Origin of the sequence: Paraburkholderia sp. BR10937 (assembly GCF_040965695.1) — a bacterium.
In the GTDB taxonomy this organism is placed as follows: domain Bacteria; phylum Pseudomonadota; class Gammaproteobacteria; order Burkholderiales; family Burkholderiaceae; genus Paraburkholderia.
This window is the reverse complement of sequence record NZ_JBFRCL010000003.1, coordinates 141,366-154,297: the sequence shown is the minus strand read 5'-3', so window position 1 is coordinate 154,297 and position 12,932 is coordinate 141,366. Positions and strand designations below refer to the sequence as shown.

Here is a 12,932-nt window from a genome sequence, read left to right as displayed (position 1 = left end):
CGAAGGACACGCTGTGAGCGAAGTAATCGAATACAAGAGTTGGGTCTGCCTGATCTGCGGGTGGATCTACAACGAGGAAGAAGGCCTGCCCGACGAAGGCATCGCCGCCGGCACGCGCTTTGCGGATATTCCCGACGACTGGCGCTGTCCGCTGTGCGACGTGGGCAAGGCGGAATTCGCCGTCGTCGAGTTCTGATTGCGACGACTCTGCCGGAGCTGAAGGGCGTCATTTTCGCGCCCGAACGCGTTTGCTATACTCTTGGCCCTGCGCCGCGATATCGCTCGGACCTGCAAGGCCGAACTGCTTCGCACGCCGCTCCGCGCCATGACGGGTCACTTGGGAAACATGGCGATCGAACGGAGCCATGCTCGACCTCGCGCTCCCTGTAGTTCAATGGATAGAACAAGTGCCTCCTAAGCGCTAGATGCAGGTTCGATTCCTGCCAGGGGGACCAGCCGCCCGGCCACCACGCCGGGCCGCGCAGGCCGGGCCGCGAAGTCCGCAACCGGTTCGCAGATCCCCGTCCCGTCTCTTTCGCGCACTCGCGCCCCCTCTTTCCCGAGCAGGTTTTCCATGGACATCAACAAGCAAGTCGCCGCCCTCACCGCCTCCGAACTGCAGACGGCAGGAGCCAGTCAGGCCACCGCCATCGCCGTGAGCGTGCTGCTGCGCCACCTCAATTCGCCCGAACTCGCCCGCCAGCTGGGCGCGGCGTTCGAGAACCACCAGGCCGTCATGCTGCAGACGCCCTGGCCCGAGCAGATGCTGAACTCGTTCGAAGCGACGCGGCGTTTCTTCGAAAGCGCGGCCCAGGTACAAGGCGCGACGCCGCCCGCTGCCGAATAAACGGAATCCGACCGGTGTTAGTTAGGGGAAAATACCGAGTTAAATCCCCCTAAAGTAGGGAAAAATAGTGCCGTAAAGTCCTTCATGGACTCCACGCGTCCCCTCCCCGCCGGTCATATGATGTCGACCCTCATCGATCAGGATATCGCGCACATTCGCCGCGTGATGCCACTGTCACTCGCCGGCGACTTCGGCGGGCCGATTCTCCCCGCGCTCTACTGGCGCCAGCGCCTGCACCGTCTGCTCGACACCGGTCACGTGAACAAGGGGCAGCTGTGTGAAATCGACAGCCTGCTGCTGATCCTCGACCTGCACGAGCTGAACGCCGCCTCGGCCTCCGCGGCTCTTGCGAAGCAGGCAAACGCCGGCCCGTAACACTCCTGACTTCTCCTTGAAATCGACGCTCGCGCGTGCAGGCATTCGCCTGCGCGGCGCTCGTCTGCGCACGCACATCGGGAATTCCTGGTGCCGCGGGTCGACCATCGGTCATAATGTCCGCAAAAATACCCTAACGAGGACTCCGTGCTCACGGCCGAACCGAGAGACCTGCTCCAGCAGGCACGCAAGCGTTTCACGCAACAGCAGATCGCCACACACGTCGGCCGCGACGTGAAGACCGTGCGGCGCTGGGAAAAGGGCGAGACGCCCTGCCCCGCGATGCTCGAAGCCGCACTGCGCGAACTGCTGCAAGGCGGCGCTCACGCCCATGGCACGGCGGCGCGCTTTCGCTTCATCGACCTGTTCGCCGGCATCGGCGGCATCCGCAAGGGGTTCGAGGCACACGGCGGCGAGTGCGTCTTCACGAGCGAGTGGAACCCGTTCTCGCGCAAGACCTATCTGGAAAACTACGGCGAAGATCATCCGTTCATCGGCGACATTACGGCCGTGGACGCCGCCGACGTGCCCGATCACGACGTCCTGCTCGCGGGCTTTCCGTGCCAGCCGTTCTCGATCGCGGGCGTGAGCAAGAAGAATGCGCTTGGCCGTCCGCACGGCTTTGCCTGCACCACGCAGGGCACGTTGTTCTTCGACGTCGCGCGCATCATCGCCGAGAAGCGGCCCGCCGCATTCCTGCTCGAGAACGTGAAGAACCTGGTCTCGCACGACCGCGGCCGCACGTTCGACGTGATCCTCCAGGTGCTGCGCGACGAGCTCGGCTACGACGTGCACTACCGCGTGATCGACGGCAGCCATTTCACGCCACAGCATCGCGAACGCATCATCATCGTCGGTTTTCGCGAGCCGGCGGCGTTCTCGTGGGACGCGCTCGCGCTGCCGGAAGAAGGCCCGCGGCTCGCCTCGATCCTGCACCGCACCGACGGCTGCGAGCCGCAGCTGCCGTGGGACGGCGAGCGCTTCTTCGATCACGGCGCGCGCCGCGTGCAGCCGAAGTACACGCTCACGCCGGGGCTCTGGGCCTATCTGCAGCAATACGCCGAGAAGCATCGCGCCGCCGGCAACGGCTTCGGCTACGGCCTCGCGTTTCCCGGCAGCGTCACGCGCACGCTTTCTGCGCGCTACCACAAGGACGGCTCGGAGATCCTCGTCTATCAAGGCGAAGGATTGCGCCCGCGCCGCCTCACGCCGCGCGAGTGTGCGCGGCTGATGGGCCTGCCCGACACCTTCCGCATTCCGGTGAGCGACACTCAGGCGTACCGCCAGTTCGGCAACAGCGTGGTGATGCCGGTGATGCGCGAAGTCGCGCGCACGATGATGCCGCACCTCGATGCGCTGCTGGCCGGACAGCACGCAGCACCGCGTGCAGACGCGCCGACGGTTCCCGAGGTTGCGCACACAACGCGCACCACGCGCACCACGCGCACGGCCCGCACGTCGCGCGCTACGCGCAACGCGGCGACGGCCACGGCGGGAGGCCGCTGACCGGCGCGCGCCGCGGCCAACCGAAGCGAGGCGACAGACGATGGTGGACGTCGTCGATACCGCGACCCGCAGCCGGATGATGTCCGGCATCCGCGGACGCAACACGAAGCCCGAGAAGCTGATCCGCAGTCTGCTGCACCGGCGCGGCTTCCGCTTTCGCCTGAACGTGCGCGAGCTGCCGGGCCGGCCCGACATCGTGCTGCCGCGCCGGCGCGCCGTCGTGTTCGTGCACGGCTGCTTCTGGCACGGCCACAACTGCGCCCTCTTCAAGTGGCCGCAAACGCGCCCCGAGTTCTGGCGCGAGAAGATCGCGCGCAACCGTCTGAACGACGCCAGGGCGCTCGCCGCGCTCGCCGCCCAGGGCTGGCGCGTGGCGGTGATCTGGGAATGCGCGTTGCGTGGCGCGCAGCACGATCCGCAGGCGGTCGTCGAGCAGCTGGCCGCGTGGCTCGAAGACGAATCGTCGGCCTGGTTCGAGGCGCGTTCGTAACGATCCCTCACCGGGCGTCACGCGAAGCATGACCGCAAGCCGATGCGCCGCGCATCTCACGCTGCGAGGCTGGCCCTGCCTGCAGAGCCCGCAGTGATAAACTCGATTGAGCGGCTGCGCACCCACCTTCACGCGTCACACGTGCTGGCGCAACCGTCCCACGACCCCAAGCGAAGGAGACACCCGATGGCTGATTTCCGACTTTGGTCCGATGACTTTCCCAGCAACGGTTTCATGCCGAAGGCGCAGGAGTTCGACGACCGGGCCTTCGGTGTCGACGGCGACAACGTCTCGCCCGCGCTGCAGTGGGACGATCCACCTGCCGATACGCAAAGCTTCGCGCTCACCGTCTACGATCCGGACGCGCCCACGGGCAGCGGCTTCTGGCACTGGGTCGTGGTCAACATTTCGCCCGACGTGCGCTCGCTCGCCCGCAACGCCGGCAAGGCCGACGGCAGCCTGCTCCCGCAGGGCGCGGTGCAGGTGCGCAACGACTACGGCACGGTCGGCTTCGGCGGCGCGGCGCCCCCACGCGGCGACAAACCCCATCGCTACATCTTCCGCGTGCATGCGCTCAAGGCGGCGCAACTGCCCGTCACGCCGGAAACGACGAACGCGGTGGTGCGCTTCATGACGCATCTGAACGAGGTGGATTCGACCACCTATGTCGGGCTCTATGAATTGAAATAAGCCGCCAGAGCACACCAGAAAACAACATCCAGCCGGCGGCGCACGTCCATCGCGCGCCGCCTCTCCCGTCGATGCCCACGCTTTCCGAACTCTCCGCCGCTTCCACCGCCGACATCGAAAACGGCCTGCCCTTCCCACAGCGCTACTACGCGATCCTCGTGGTCGCGCTCGGCATCACGCTCGCCGTGCTCGACGGCGCGATCGCCAACGTCGCGTTGCCGACCATCGCGCGGCACCTCCACGCGAGCGCGGCAAGCTCGATCTGGATCGTCAACGCGTATCAGCTTTCGGTGACCATCTCGCTCTTGCCGCTCGCCTCGCTCGGCGACCGCATCGGCTACAAGCGCGTGTATCTGGCCGGCATGGTGCTGTTCACCGTCGCGTCGCTCGGCTGCGCGCTGGCGAGCACGCTGCCCGAACTCGCGTTCGCACGCATGCTGCAGGGCTTCGGCGGCGCGGGGATCATGAGCGTGAACACCGCGCTCGTGCGCATGATCTATCCGCGCGCGCAGCTTGGTCGCGGCGTCGCCATCAACGCGATGGTCGTCGCGATCGCCTCGGCGGTCGGACCGACGCTGGCCTCGGGCGTGCTCGCCATCGCGACGTGGCCCTGGCTCTTCGCGATCAACGTGCCGATCGGCGTCGCCGCGCTCATGCTGGGTATGCGCGCGCTGCCCGTGAACGAGCGGCACCCCGCGCCCTACGACTATCTGAGCGCCGTGCTCAACGCCATCGTGTTCGGCCTCCTGATCTTTGCCGTCGACGGCCTCGGCCACGGCGAGAGCAATCGCCTCGTCGCGCTCGAATTCGTGCTCGCGATCGTGATCGGCTGGTTCTTCGTGCGCCGCCAGCTCACGCAGGCCGCGCCGCTCTTGCCCGTCGATCTGCTCGCCAACCCCGTGTTCGCGCTGTCGATCAGCACCTCGGTCTGCTCGTTCTGCGCGCAAATGCTCGCGTTCGTCGCGCTGCCCTTCATGCTGCAGGAGACCTTCGGTTTCTCGCAGGTCGACACGGGCCTGCTCATGACGCCCTGGCCGCTCGTCATCGTCGGCGCCGCGCCGCTCTCGGGCGCGCTCTCCGACCGCTATCCGGCGGGCATGCTCGGCGGCATCGGACTCGCGCTGTTCGCGCTCGGCCTGCTCTCGCTCGCCACGCTCGGCGCGCATCCGGCGGTGTTCGATATCTGCTGGCGCATGGCCTTGTGCGGCGCGGGCTTCGGCGTGTTCCAGTCGCCCAACAACCGGCAGATCCTCTCCTCCGCGCCGCGCGAGCGCAGCGGCGGCGCGAGCGGCATGCTCGGCACCGCGCGCCTCACCGGGCAAACGCTCGGCGCGGCGCTCGTGGCGCTGATCTTCGGCGTTGCGCCGCAACACGGGCCGACCATGGCGCTGTACGTGGCGACGGCCTTCGCCGCCGTCGCGGCGGTGGTGAGCCTGCTGCGCCTGATGCCGGGCACCGCGGCGCACACGTCGGGCTAAGCGCGGCCTAACCCTGCGCGCGCGCAGGCACTAACATGGATTCAGGGCGGGCCGCATTCGCGGCCGCGCCCGGCGAGTCAACCTGCCGGACCCGGCAAAGGGGGCTTCCCATGTCACTGATCGTCGCTGGTCGGTTCACGACCTTTCCCGCCGCCGAAGCCGCCGCCGAAAAGCTGTACGCGGGCGGCTTCCTCGAAGAAGACGTCAACCTGTTCTTCGTCAATCCGCGCGGCCAGCATGCGCGCCACAGCGTCCAGGGGACGGCCATGGGCGCGCCGCCCACGGTCGCCGCCGTGCATCCGCATCACACCCGCAATATCACCGCAGGCGCCGTGGCGGGCGCCGTGGTGGGCGTGGTGATTTTCAGCGCGTTCTCGGCTGCGCTGCCTTCGGTCGTGATCGCGGCCGGCGTGGGCGCCTGGATCGGGGCGCGCATCGGCGCGAGCGTGGGGGCGAAAGCCGCTGCGCAGCAAATGTCCGTGCACCACGAGCGGGTGCATCGCGAAACGCGCAGCGACGGCGTGCTGCTCTCGGTGCACGTCTGCTACGAGAACCAGGATCTCGCCGCGCAGTTGCTGCGCGACGGCGGCGCCGCCGATATCGAGTGCGCCTCGGGCCAATGGCACGACGGACACTGGGCCGATTTCGATCCGACCCGCCCGCCGATGCCGTTCGCCGCGCCGAGCGGCCAGCGCGTCTGAGCGCACGCGCACCGCGTATCGCCAGGCATCGCCGGGTATCGATTACGCGGACGCAAAAAAAAGCGGCGGCCCGAAGGCCGCCGCGCGAATCCAGTTGCGTCGAAAGTGCCTCGCTACGCGCGCGCCGCACGCTGCGCCTGTTCGGGCGCGCTCGCTTGCACGGCAGCTTTCCCCGCTGGCGCGGCGTTGCGCGCCCTGGCCGTGACTGAAGCGGCCGTCGCGACGCTGCGCAGGTCGGCGAGGAACGTATCGCGCCACACCGAAAGATTGTTCTCGCGCAGCGACGCCATCATGTCGTTGTAGCGCGAGACGCGCTCGGCGTGCGGCATCGAGAGCGCGCGCTCGAGCGCCTCGGCCGTCTGGTTCAGGTCGTACGGATTCACGACCAGCGCGCCCGGCAGCTGTTCGGCTGCACCCGCGAACTGCGAAAGCACCAGCACGCCGGGATCGTCGGGATTCTGCGACGCCACGTATTCCTTCGCCACGAGGTTCATGCCGTCGCGCAGCGGCGCAACGTAGCCCACCTGCGCCTCGCGGAACAGCGCCATCAGCAGGTTGCGCTCGTACTTGCGGTTCAGGTACTGGATCGGCGTCCAGTCGAGCTGCGCGAAACGGCCGTTGATCCGACCCGCTTCGCCTTCGAGATTGCGGCGGATCGTCTGGTAGGTCTGCACGTCGGAGCGCGTCGGCGGCGCGATCTGCAGGAGCGAGACGCGGCCATGCCAGCCCGGCCCGTTCTGCAGCAGGCGCTCGAACGCCTGGAAGCGCTCGGCGAGCCCCTTCGAATAGTCGAGCCGGTCCACGCTCATGATCAGCTTGCGTCCGCGCATGGCTTCGCGCAGGCTGCGCACGGCCTTGCGGTCGGCGAACTGCGACGAGGCTTTGGCAATCGCGTCCGGATAGATGCCGATGGGGTACGCGCCGACCTTCAGGAAGCGGTCCCACGCGTGGACCATGCCGTCGTCGCTCGCGGTGCCATGGCCGCCGCGCTCGACGTAGTCGAGGAAGGCCTGGCGGTCGGCGTCGGTCTGGAAGCCGACCACGTCGTAGTGGCACATGAACTTCATGAGTTCTTCGTGCGGCGGCACCGAGCGCATGACTTCGGGCACCGGCAGCGGAATGTGCAGGAAGAAGCCGATCGGGTTCTTCACCCCGAGATCGCGCAGGCAGCGCGCGAACGGAATCAGGTGATAGTCGTGCACCCAGATGATGTCGTCGGGCTCGATGAGCGGCTGCAACTGGCGCGCGAGCGACACGTTCACGCGCAGGTAGCCGCCGTACTCCTGGCGCTCGTAGCGCGCGAGGTCGTTGCGGTAGTGGAACGTCGGCCAGAGCGTCGTATTCGAGAAGCCCTTGTAGTACTGGTCATAGTCACGCCGGGTGAGACCCACCGTCGCGTAGGTGACGCTGCCCTGCTGCTCGATGACCGGTGCGGATGGCTCCGCGACGGTTTCGCCGCTCCACCCGAACCACACACCGCCGGTTTCCTTGAGCGCGTCCAATACGCCGACTGCGAGCCCGCCCGCTGCGGGACGGCCCTCCTGGGTCGGCGCAACGCGATTCGATACCACGATCAGTCTGCCCATTGCGGCTCTACCTCCTGTTTCGTTGGGTCCGAAGACGATGCTTCCGGTACGTACGCAAGACGCGTGCCGGCTCGGCAGGGTCTGGAGCAAAAATCTTTTCTCACAAACGATGGCGCGAGCAAATTCCGCGCGGCAAGCACGCGAGAACGGAATAGCCCGGTGAACTGTCAGGCCAGGAAACCGGCCTGCCAACAGCGCGCGGTGAGATGCGGTTCGAAGCGGATCAGGCGTCCTGTTCGGAGCCGAGGTCGCGCTGGTACTCGATGCCCTCAGCCCGCGCCCCGCCTTGGTTGTGCTCGCCGTCGGGCGGCACGCCAGGCGCGGCGCGATTCTGGCCCGCGGGGTCCGGCGCGTTCGACGGTTGCGGACTGCTTTTCTCTTGCGAATCGCGCGGGCCACGCTTGCCCGTGTAACGTGCGGAGCGGCGCAAGGCAGGATGTCTCATGTCGATGCCTCCAGCGGGAAGGCGGCCACGCGGCCGTGGCGCTTTTTTATAGTCTAGGGTTCGCCGCGTGAATTCGCCGGTAAAAATGGTGGCGCCTTTGTAACTAGTACATAAAAGCATCACGATCAGCGGATCACTTCTCGAGGCCGTGCGAGCAGATGCTCACGTGGCGGGCAATACGCCAGGCGAGAGATGAAATCGAGAGGAGACCGAAGGGTCGAATGGATACACCGTATGCGGCACTTCACCCGGTTGCGCCGGCGGATCGCCGATGGGCGGCACGTCCGGCTCGCCGGGTTGATCCGGTGGCGGTTCGTCGGGCTGCGGGGTATGCGCGAGCCAGGGCTTCACGCGGACGGCATCACTGGTTTTGCAGCTCGGCATCTTTCGCTCCTCATCATGGACGCGAAACTCACACTGCAAGCGTCGTACCGCCCGCGCGAACGCGCCTGGGCGGGCGCGCTCGCACATGCCGCTCAGGCGCCGGCTACGCGCGCGGGCGCATCGCCCTTGCCGGCGCTTTCGTTGCCGTACTCCACAAGACGGTTATAGAGCGTCTTCAGGCTGATGCCGAGGATTTCCGCCGCACGCGTCTTCACGCCGCCGCACTGCTCGAGCGTCGCGAGGATGAGCTGGCGATCGGCATCGGCGAGCGAAGTGCCGAACGGGATCGTCACCGCCGTGCCCGCGATCGGTTTCGAAAGTGAGATCTGCAGCGGCACCGTGGCCGTGAAATCGCCGTCGTTGCCCGACATGATGTGCGCGCGCTGCACGTAGTTCTTCAGCTCGCGCACGTTGCCCGGCCACGGGTACGCGGCCAGCATGTCGCGCACCGCCGCGGGAAACTGCTTTTTCGTGCCGTGACGCTCGTTGAGCTCGTCGAGGAACGCCTGGGCGAGCAGCTCGACGTCCTTGCCGCGCTCGCGCAGCGGCGGCAGGCTGATCGGAAACACGTTGAGGCGGTGGTACAGGTCCAGACGCAGCTTGCCTTCGGCGACGGCCTGCTCGGGGTCGCGGTTGGTCGCCGCGATCAGGCGCACGTCGGTCTCGATTTCCTTGGTCGTGCCCACGCGCATGAACATGCCGGTTTCGAGCACGCGCAGCAGCTTCACCTGCAGCTCGATCGGCATTTCGGTGATTTCGTCGAGGAACAGCGTGCCGCCGTTCGCGCGCTCGAAATAGCCCTTGTGCTGCCGGTCGGCGCCCGTGAACGAGCCGCGCTCGTGACCGAACATCTCGGACTCGATCAGGTTCGGCGAGATCGCGCCGCAGTTCACCGCGAGGAATTCGTGCTTGCGGCGCAGGCTCAACTGGTGGATGGTCTGCGCGGCCACTTCCTTGCCGGTGCCCGATTCGCCCACCAGCATGACCGAGGCGGGCGTCGGCGCGACGCGGCTGATCTGGTCGTAGACTTCCTGCATGGTCGGCGAATTGCCGAGCATCAGGCCGAAGCGCCCCATGCGGCGCAACTCGCCGCGCAGCGTGCCGATTTCGGCCTTGAGGTCGCCCGCGCGCGGCAGGCGGTTCAGGATCGCCTTCACGCGCTGGAGGTTGATCGGCTTGACCAGGTAATCGATCGCGCCGGATTTGAGCGCATCGACGGCCGTCTCGACCGTCGCGTGCCCGGTGATGACCACGAGTTCCACGCCCGAGCGCGGGTCGAGATCCTCGAAAAGGTCGGTGCCACTGCCGTCGGGCAGCTTCAGATCAGTGAAGACCACGTCCGGCATCTGCCGCACGAGCTGGATGCGCGCCTCGCGCAGGTCGCCTGCCTGCGCGGTGGTGAGCCCGTCGTCGCTCACCACGGCCGCCAGCGCCTCGCGGGTTTCCGCATCGTCATCGACAATCAATACATGTGGCATCGCGTCTCGTCAGCCTTGATAGGTGAATGGCTCCAAAGCGCGAGCGCCGCGCCCTTCGCAGGCGTGCCGGACAACGTTGCCCGGCACCGCGGAAGTCGCGACGCACGTGATTGCGCTGCAGTGGAGTACGAAACGGTCGGACGCACGCCCAAGGCGGCAAAAGCCTGAATATGCGCGGTTTTGCTACAACTGAGCAACAATACCGTCAACCGCGGGCCGCCCGAACCTCGATTGTTGTTGATATGACTATTATAGACTCATTCGAGACAAGCGGGCACGGCTCTCGCGTGGCCCCGGCCACGCCGCTTTCTAGCTGTGTGGAAACGGCCACGGCATGCCGGCAGCCCCATTCGCGCCGTTCACGCCCTTCGTCATCCGGCTCTTCGCGCCATGTGCCGGCGCGTCCGGGGCCCCCCCGGCCATGGCCATTTCCGGGCCCAGTCCGTTGTTGTCCGTGGTATCGGCAAGCGAGCCGCCTTCGCCCTCCCAGCGGCTCAGATCGCGATAAAAAGTTTGCCGTTGCATGTGATGACGCTGCGAGAAACGCCAGGCCAGCATGCCCGCCATGGCGCCAAGCGCGCCGACGGTCACCAGGGTTCCTACCAAACCGCTGCGGTTCTTCGACATATCGCTTTCTCCCAGATACGCCTCGTCAAAGACGGAAGACGCGAGTTGACTCGAATGACATCGCCCGGGGCGTGGTCGATGCGCTGCCCCTGTTCATGCAGACGGCGCGGGGCTCCTCAAGTTCCGCAGCAGGATGCGTGCCACACTCGCTCGCGGTGTGCCCGGACAGGTCCATTGCCCTGTCAGGCGCGGCAGTGGTTAAATGTTTACGCGAAAACGAGATGCCAACCTCGCAGACGCAAACCTCGCGGCCGTCGGAGCGGCAAGTTCCGCACCTGTCCTGGACGGCCAGCCCCGGATCGCAGGGCCGGTTCGCCGATACGCGCAGAAGCACGCCGATGTGCGCAGAAGCGAACGCCCCGCACTACCTTTGCAGGACGAACATCCCTATGGCGTCAATCGAGCCGGGCTCGCCCGCCGCCACCAAACGCAACAGCGAAAACAATGGAAATACCGCAGCGGACGCGGATGCGCGCGTCGCGGGATTGCAGTCGTACGGTCTGCTGTACGGCTCGTCGGCCGTCATGCTGGATCTTTATGCGCAGATCGACCGCGTGGCCGTAACCGAGGCGACGGCGCTCATCGTCGGCGAATCGGGCACGGGCAAGGAGCTGATCGCCCGCGCGATTCACGCGCACAGCGAACGCCGCGACGGTCCGTTCATCGCGGTCAACTGCGGTGCGATTCCCGACGAGCTGATCGAGGCCGAGTTGTTCGGTCACGAAAAAGGCAGCTTCACGGGCGCCGTGCAGGCCCGCGACGGTCACTTCGAGCACGCGCGCGGCGGCACGCTGTTCCTCGATGAAATCACCGAGATGTCGCTGCTGCATCAGGTGAAGCTGCTGCGCGCGCTCGAAACCGGCGAGTACTTTCCGGTGGGCGGCAACGAAGCGATTCGCGGCGACGTGCGCATCATCGCCGCCACCAACCGCGACCCCGTGACGGCCGTGAAGGAAAACTGCCTGCGCGAGGATCTGATGTACCGGCTCGCGGTGTTTCCGCTGCGCGCGCCGCCGCTGCGCGAACGTGAACGCGACCGCGAACTGCTCGCGCAGCATTTCCTCACCGAGCTGAACGACCAGGAAGGCACGCAAAAGGCGTTCAGCAAGCGTGCGCTCGAAACCGTGCGCAACTGGTCGTGGCCCGGCAACGTGCGCGAGCTGAAGAACGCCGTGTACCGCGCATTCATCCTCGCCGAAAAGGTCGTGGAGATCGCGCATCCGCAGTTGGTGCCGCGCGTGAAGAAGCCCGTCACCCAGGGCGACGCCATGAGCGTCTGGATCGGCACGCCGCTTGCCGATGCGCAGAAGCAGATCATTCTCGGCACGCTCAAGTATTGCGGCGGCGACAAGCGTCTCGCGGCGCGCACGCTCGGCGTGAGCCTCAAGACGCTCTACAACCGGCTCGGCAGCTACGGCGCCGACGATGGCGAAAGCGAAGCACCCGCCGACCCGGACACGAACGAAGCCTGATTCCCCTCCCCGCCTGATCGCGGCACGCTCGTTGCGCGGCGAGGCGGGAGCCGCGCGGCAGTCCGATCAAAGGTCGGCCTGCCGTGCACGCCCTTTTGCAATTTCTTGCACTTTACCTATCCCCGTAAGCAATCCCGTGCTGCACAATCCGCAGCACGTCAAGTCAGCAAAACATGCTGGATATCCGCGCAACGCGGCGCTATCCGGCTAGCGGCAGGGAATCATCATGCAAGAACGAAGTGCTCGGGCGCGCGTTGCGCCATCGGTGTCGGTCGCGGTCATGGAAACGATCGCCGGCGTGCCCCCGCTCCCTTGCGCTCATCCTCGCTGGCGACGCGTCATGTCGCTCACGCTGCTCGCCACGGTGGCGAGCCTCGCGTGCTCGGCCTGCAGCTCGCTCTACTCCGAAGGCGCACAAACCGGCGCCGGTATCGCCGGCGCGGCGGTCGCCTCGAAAGTGACGAGCAACGCGGCTGTGGCGACCGGCATCGGCCTCGGCGCCGTGGCCGCGGCGAAGGCCGGCGTGCAGTACTCCGAGCGCGTCGTCCACACCAACACCCAGAACAGCATCGCCCACGCGGCGGGCCCGCTCGCAGTCGGCGCGGTCGCGCCATGGTCGATCACGCACTCGTTCCCGATCGAGGACGACGAGCATGGCCGCGTCACGGTGAGCCGCACGATCAGCAACGGCGCGCTCGACTGCAAGGAGATCGTCTTCTCCGTCGATCACGAGGCCACGAAGGACAAGCCCGCCTCGAGCGCGTTCTTCGTCGCATCGGTGTGCCGCGACGGCGACAACTGGAAGTGGGCCTCGGCCGAACCCGCCACCGCCCGCTGGGGTGCGCTGCAATGA

The 12,932-nt window shown here is 66.8% G+C and carries 15 protein-coding genes and 1 tRNA gene; 11 read left to right on the top strand and 5 right to left on the bottom strand.

The window, feature by feature from the left end:
* The first annotated feature begins 13 nt into the window (after positions 1–13).
* The 9 genes from AB4Y44_RS04175 (at position 14) to AB4Y44_RS04135 (ending at position 6,087) form a co-directional block, all read left to right on the top strand.
* Positions 14–196: a rubredoxin gene (locus tag AB4Y44_RS04175; protein ID WP_342920969.1), complete on the top strand. Its 183-nt coding sequence runs from the start codon at positions 14–16 to the stop codon at positions 194–196.
* 184 nt (positions 197–380) lie between these two features.
* Positions 381–455 (top strand) — tRNA-Arg (locus AB4Y44_RS04170).
* 119 nt (positions 456–574) lie between these two features.
* A complete protein-coding gene (locus AB4Y44_RS04165) occupies positions 575–847 on the top strand; it encodes a hypothetical protein (protein ID WP_069265389.1) in 273 nt (90 codons plus the stop codon).
* Positions 848–967: 120 nt separating this feature from the next.
* Positions 968–1,222 carry a hypothetical protein gene (locus AB4Y44_RS04160; protein ID WP_368698823.1) on the top strand — a complete coding sequence of 85 codons (255 nt, stop codon included), beginning with the start codon at positions 968–970 and terminating at the stop codon, positions 1,220–1,222.
* A gap of 147 nt (positions 1,223–1,369) precedes the next feature.
* Positions 1,370–2,728: a DNA (cytosine-5-)-methyltransferase gene (dcm, locus tag AB4Y44_RS04155; RefSeq protein ID WP_368698785.1), complete on the top strand. Its 1,359-nt coding sequence runs from the start codon at positions 1,370–1,372 to the stop codon at positions 2,726–2,728.
* A gap of 40 nt (positions 2,729–2,768) precedes the next feature.
* Positions 2,769–3,218, top strand: a complete 450-nt coding sequence (locus tag AB4Y44_RS04150; RefSeq protein WP_368698784.1) for a very short patch repair endonuclease — start codon at positions 2,769–2,771, stop codon at positions 3,216–3,218.
* A gap of 186 nt (positions 3,219–3,404) precedes the next feature.
* Positions 3,405–3,908, top strand: coding sequence for a YbhB/YbcL family Raf kinase inhibitor-like protein (locus AB4Y44_RS04145; RefSeq protein WP_342920965.1), 504 nt, complete (start codon positions 3,405–3,407; stop codon positions 3,906–3,908).
* 71 nt (positions 3,909–3,979) lie between these two features.
* Positions 3,980–5,386, top strand: a complete 1,407-nt coding sequence (locus tag AB4Y44_RS04140; protein WP_342920964.1) for an MFS transporter — start codon at positions 3,980–3,982, stop codon at positions 5,384–5,386.
* 110 nt (positions 5,387–5,496) lie between these two features.
* A complete protein-coding gene (locus AB4Y44_RS04135; RefSeq protein ID WP_342920963.1) occupies positions 5,497–6,087 on the top strand; it encodes a hypothetical protein in 591 nt (196 codons plus the stop codon).
* A 113-nt stretch (positions 6,088–6,200) separates the two neighbouring features.
* On the opposite strand, the gene otsA is transcribed toward AB4Y44_RS04135, so the two are convergent.
* From otsA to AB4Y44_RS04110, 5 genes are all read right to left on the bottom strand, one after another.
* A complete protein-coding gene (gene otsA / locus AB4Y44_RS04130; RefSeq protein ID WP_342920962.1) occupies positions 6,201–7,673 on the bottom strand; it encodes an alpha,alpha-trehalose-phosphate synthase (UDP-forming) in 1,473 nt (490 codons plus the stop codon).
* Between the two features lie 223 nt (positions 7,674–7,896).
* Positions 7,897–8,118 carry a hypothetical protein gene (locus AB4Y44_RS04125; protein ID WP_342920961.1) on the bottom strand — a complete coding sequence of 74 codons (222 nt, stop codon included), beginning with the start codon at positions 8,116–8,118 and terminating at the stop codon, positions 7,897–7,899.
* A gap of 162 nt (positions 8,119–8,280) precedes the next feature.
* Positions 8,281–8,502 (bottom strand): hypothetical protein, encoded by a 222-nt coding sequence (locus AB4Y44_RS04120; RefSeq protein WP_368698783.1) that lies wholly within the window; start codon positions 8,500–8,502, stop codon positions 8,281–8,283.
* Positions 8,503–8,594: 92 nt separating this feature from the next.
* Positions 8,595–9,980, bottom strand: coding sequence for a sigma-54 dependent transcriptional regulator (locus tag AB4Y44_RS04115; protein WP_342920959.1), 1,386 nt, complete (start codon positions 9,978–9,980; stop codon positions 8,595–8,597).
* Positions 9,981–10,289: 309 nt separating this feature from the next.
* A complete protein-coding gene (locus AB4Y44_RS04110) occupies positions 10,290–10,607 on the bottom strand; it encodes a hypothetical protein (protein WP_368698782.1) in 318 nt (105 codons plus the stop codon).
* A 389-nt stretch (positions 10,608–10,996) separates the two neighbouring features.
* On the opposite strand from AB4Y44_RS04110, the gene AB4Y44_RS04105 reads away from it, so the two are divergent.
* Positions 10,997–12,079, top strand: a complete 1,083-nt coding sequence (locus tag AB4Y44_RS04105) for a sigma-54 interaction domain-containing protein (RefSeq protein WP_368698781.1) — start codon at positions 10,997–10,999, stop codon at positions 12,077–12,079.
* A gap of 340 nt (positions 12,080–12,419) precedes the next feature.
* Positions 12,420–12,932 carry a hypothetical protein gene (locus AB4Y44_RS04100; protein WP_368698780.1) on the top strand — a complete coding sequence of 171 codons (513 nt, stop codon included), beginning with the start codon at positions 12,420–12,422 and terminating at the stop codon, positions 12,930–12,932.

Coding starts and splice junctions, on each gene's coding strand:
- AB4Y44_RS04165 (WP_069265389.1), top strand. CDS start 575: ATGGACATCAACAAGCAAGTCGCCGCCCTCACCGCCTCCGAACTGCAG.
- AB4Y44_RS04160 (WP_368698823.1), top strand. CDS start 968: ATGTCGACCCTCATCGATCAGGATATCGCGCACATTCGCCGCGTGATG.
- AB4Y44_RS04150 (WP_368698784.1), top strand. CDS start 2,769: ATGGTGGACGTCGTCGATACCGCGACCCGCAGCCGGATGATGTCCGGC.
- AB4Y44_RS04145 (WP_342920965.1), top strand. CDS start 3,405: ATGGCTGATTTCCGACTTTGGTCCGATGACTTTCCCAGCAACGGTTTC.
- AB4Y44_RS04140 (WP_342920964.1), top strand. CDS start 3,980: ATGCCCACGCTTTCCGAACTCTCCGCCGCTTCCACCGCCGACATCGAA.
- AB4Y44_RS04135 (WP_342920963.1), top strand. CDS start 5,497: ATGTCACTGATCGTCGCTGGTCGGTTCACGACCTTTCCCGCCGCCGAA.
- otsA (WP_342920962.1), bottom strand. CDS start 7,673: ATGGGCAGACTGATCGTGGTATCGAATCGCGTTGCGCCGACCCAGGAG.
- AB4Y44_RS04125 (WP_342920961.1), bottom strand. CDS start 8,118: ATGAGACATCCTGCCTTGCGCCGCTCCGCACGTTACACGGGCAAGCGT.
- AB4Y44_RS04120 (WP_368698783.1), bottom strand. CDS start 8,502: ATGCCGAGCTGCAAAACCAGTGATGCCGTCCGCGTGAAGCCCTGGCTC.
- AB4Y44_RS04115 (WP_342920959.1), bottom strand. CDS start 9,980: ATGCCACATGTATTGATTGTCGATGACGATGCGGAAACCCGCGAGGCG.
- AB4Y44_RS04110 (WP_368698782.1), bottom strand. CDS start 10,607: ATGTCGAAGAACCGCAGCGGTTTGGTAGGAACCCTGGTGACCGTCGGC.
- AB4Y44_RS04105 (WP_368698781.1), top strand. CDS start 10,997: ATGGCGTCAATCGAGCCGGGCTCGCCCGCCGCCACCAAACGCAACAGC.
- AB4Y44_RS04100 (WP_368698780.1), top strand. CDS start 12,420: ATGTCGCTCACGCTGCTCGCCACGGTGGCGAGCCTCGCGTGCTCGGCC.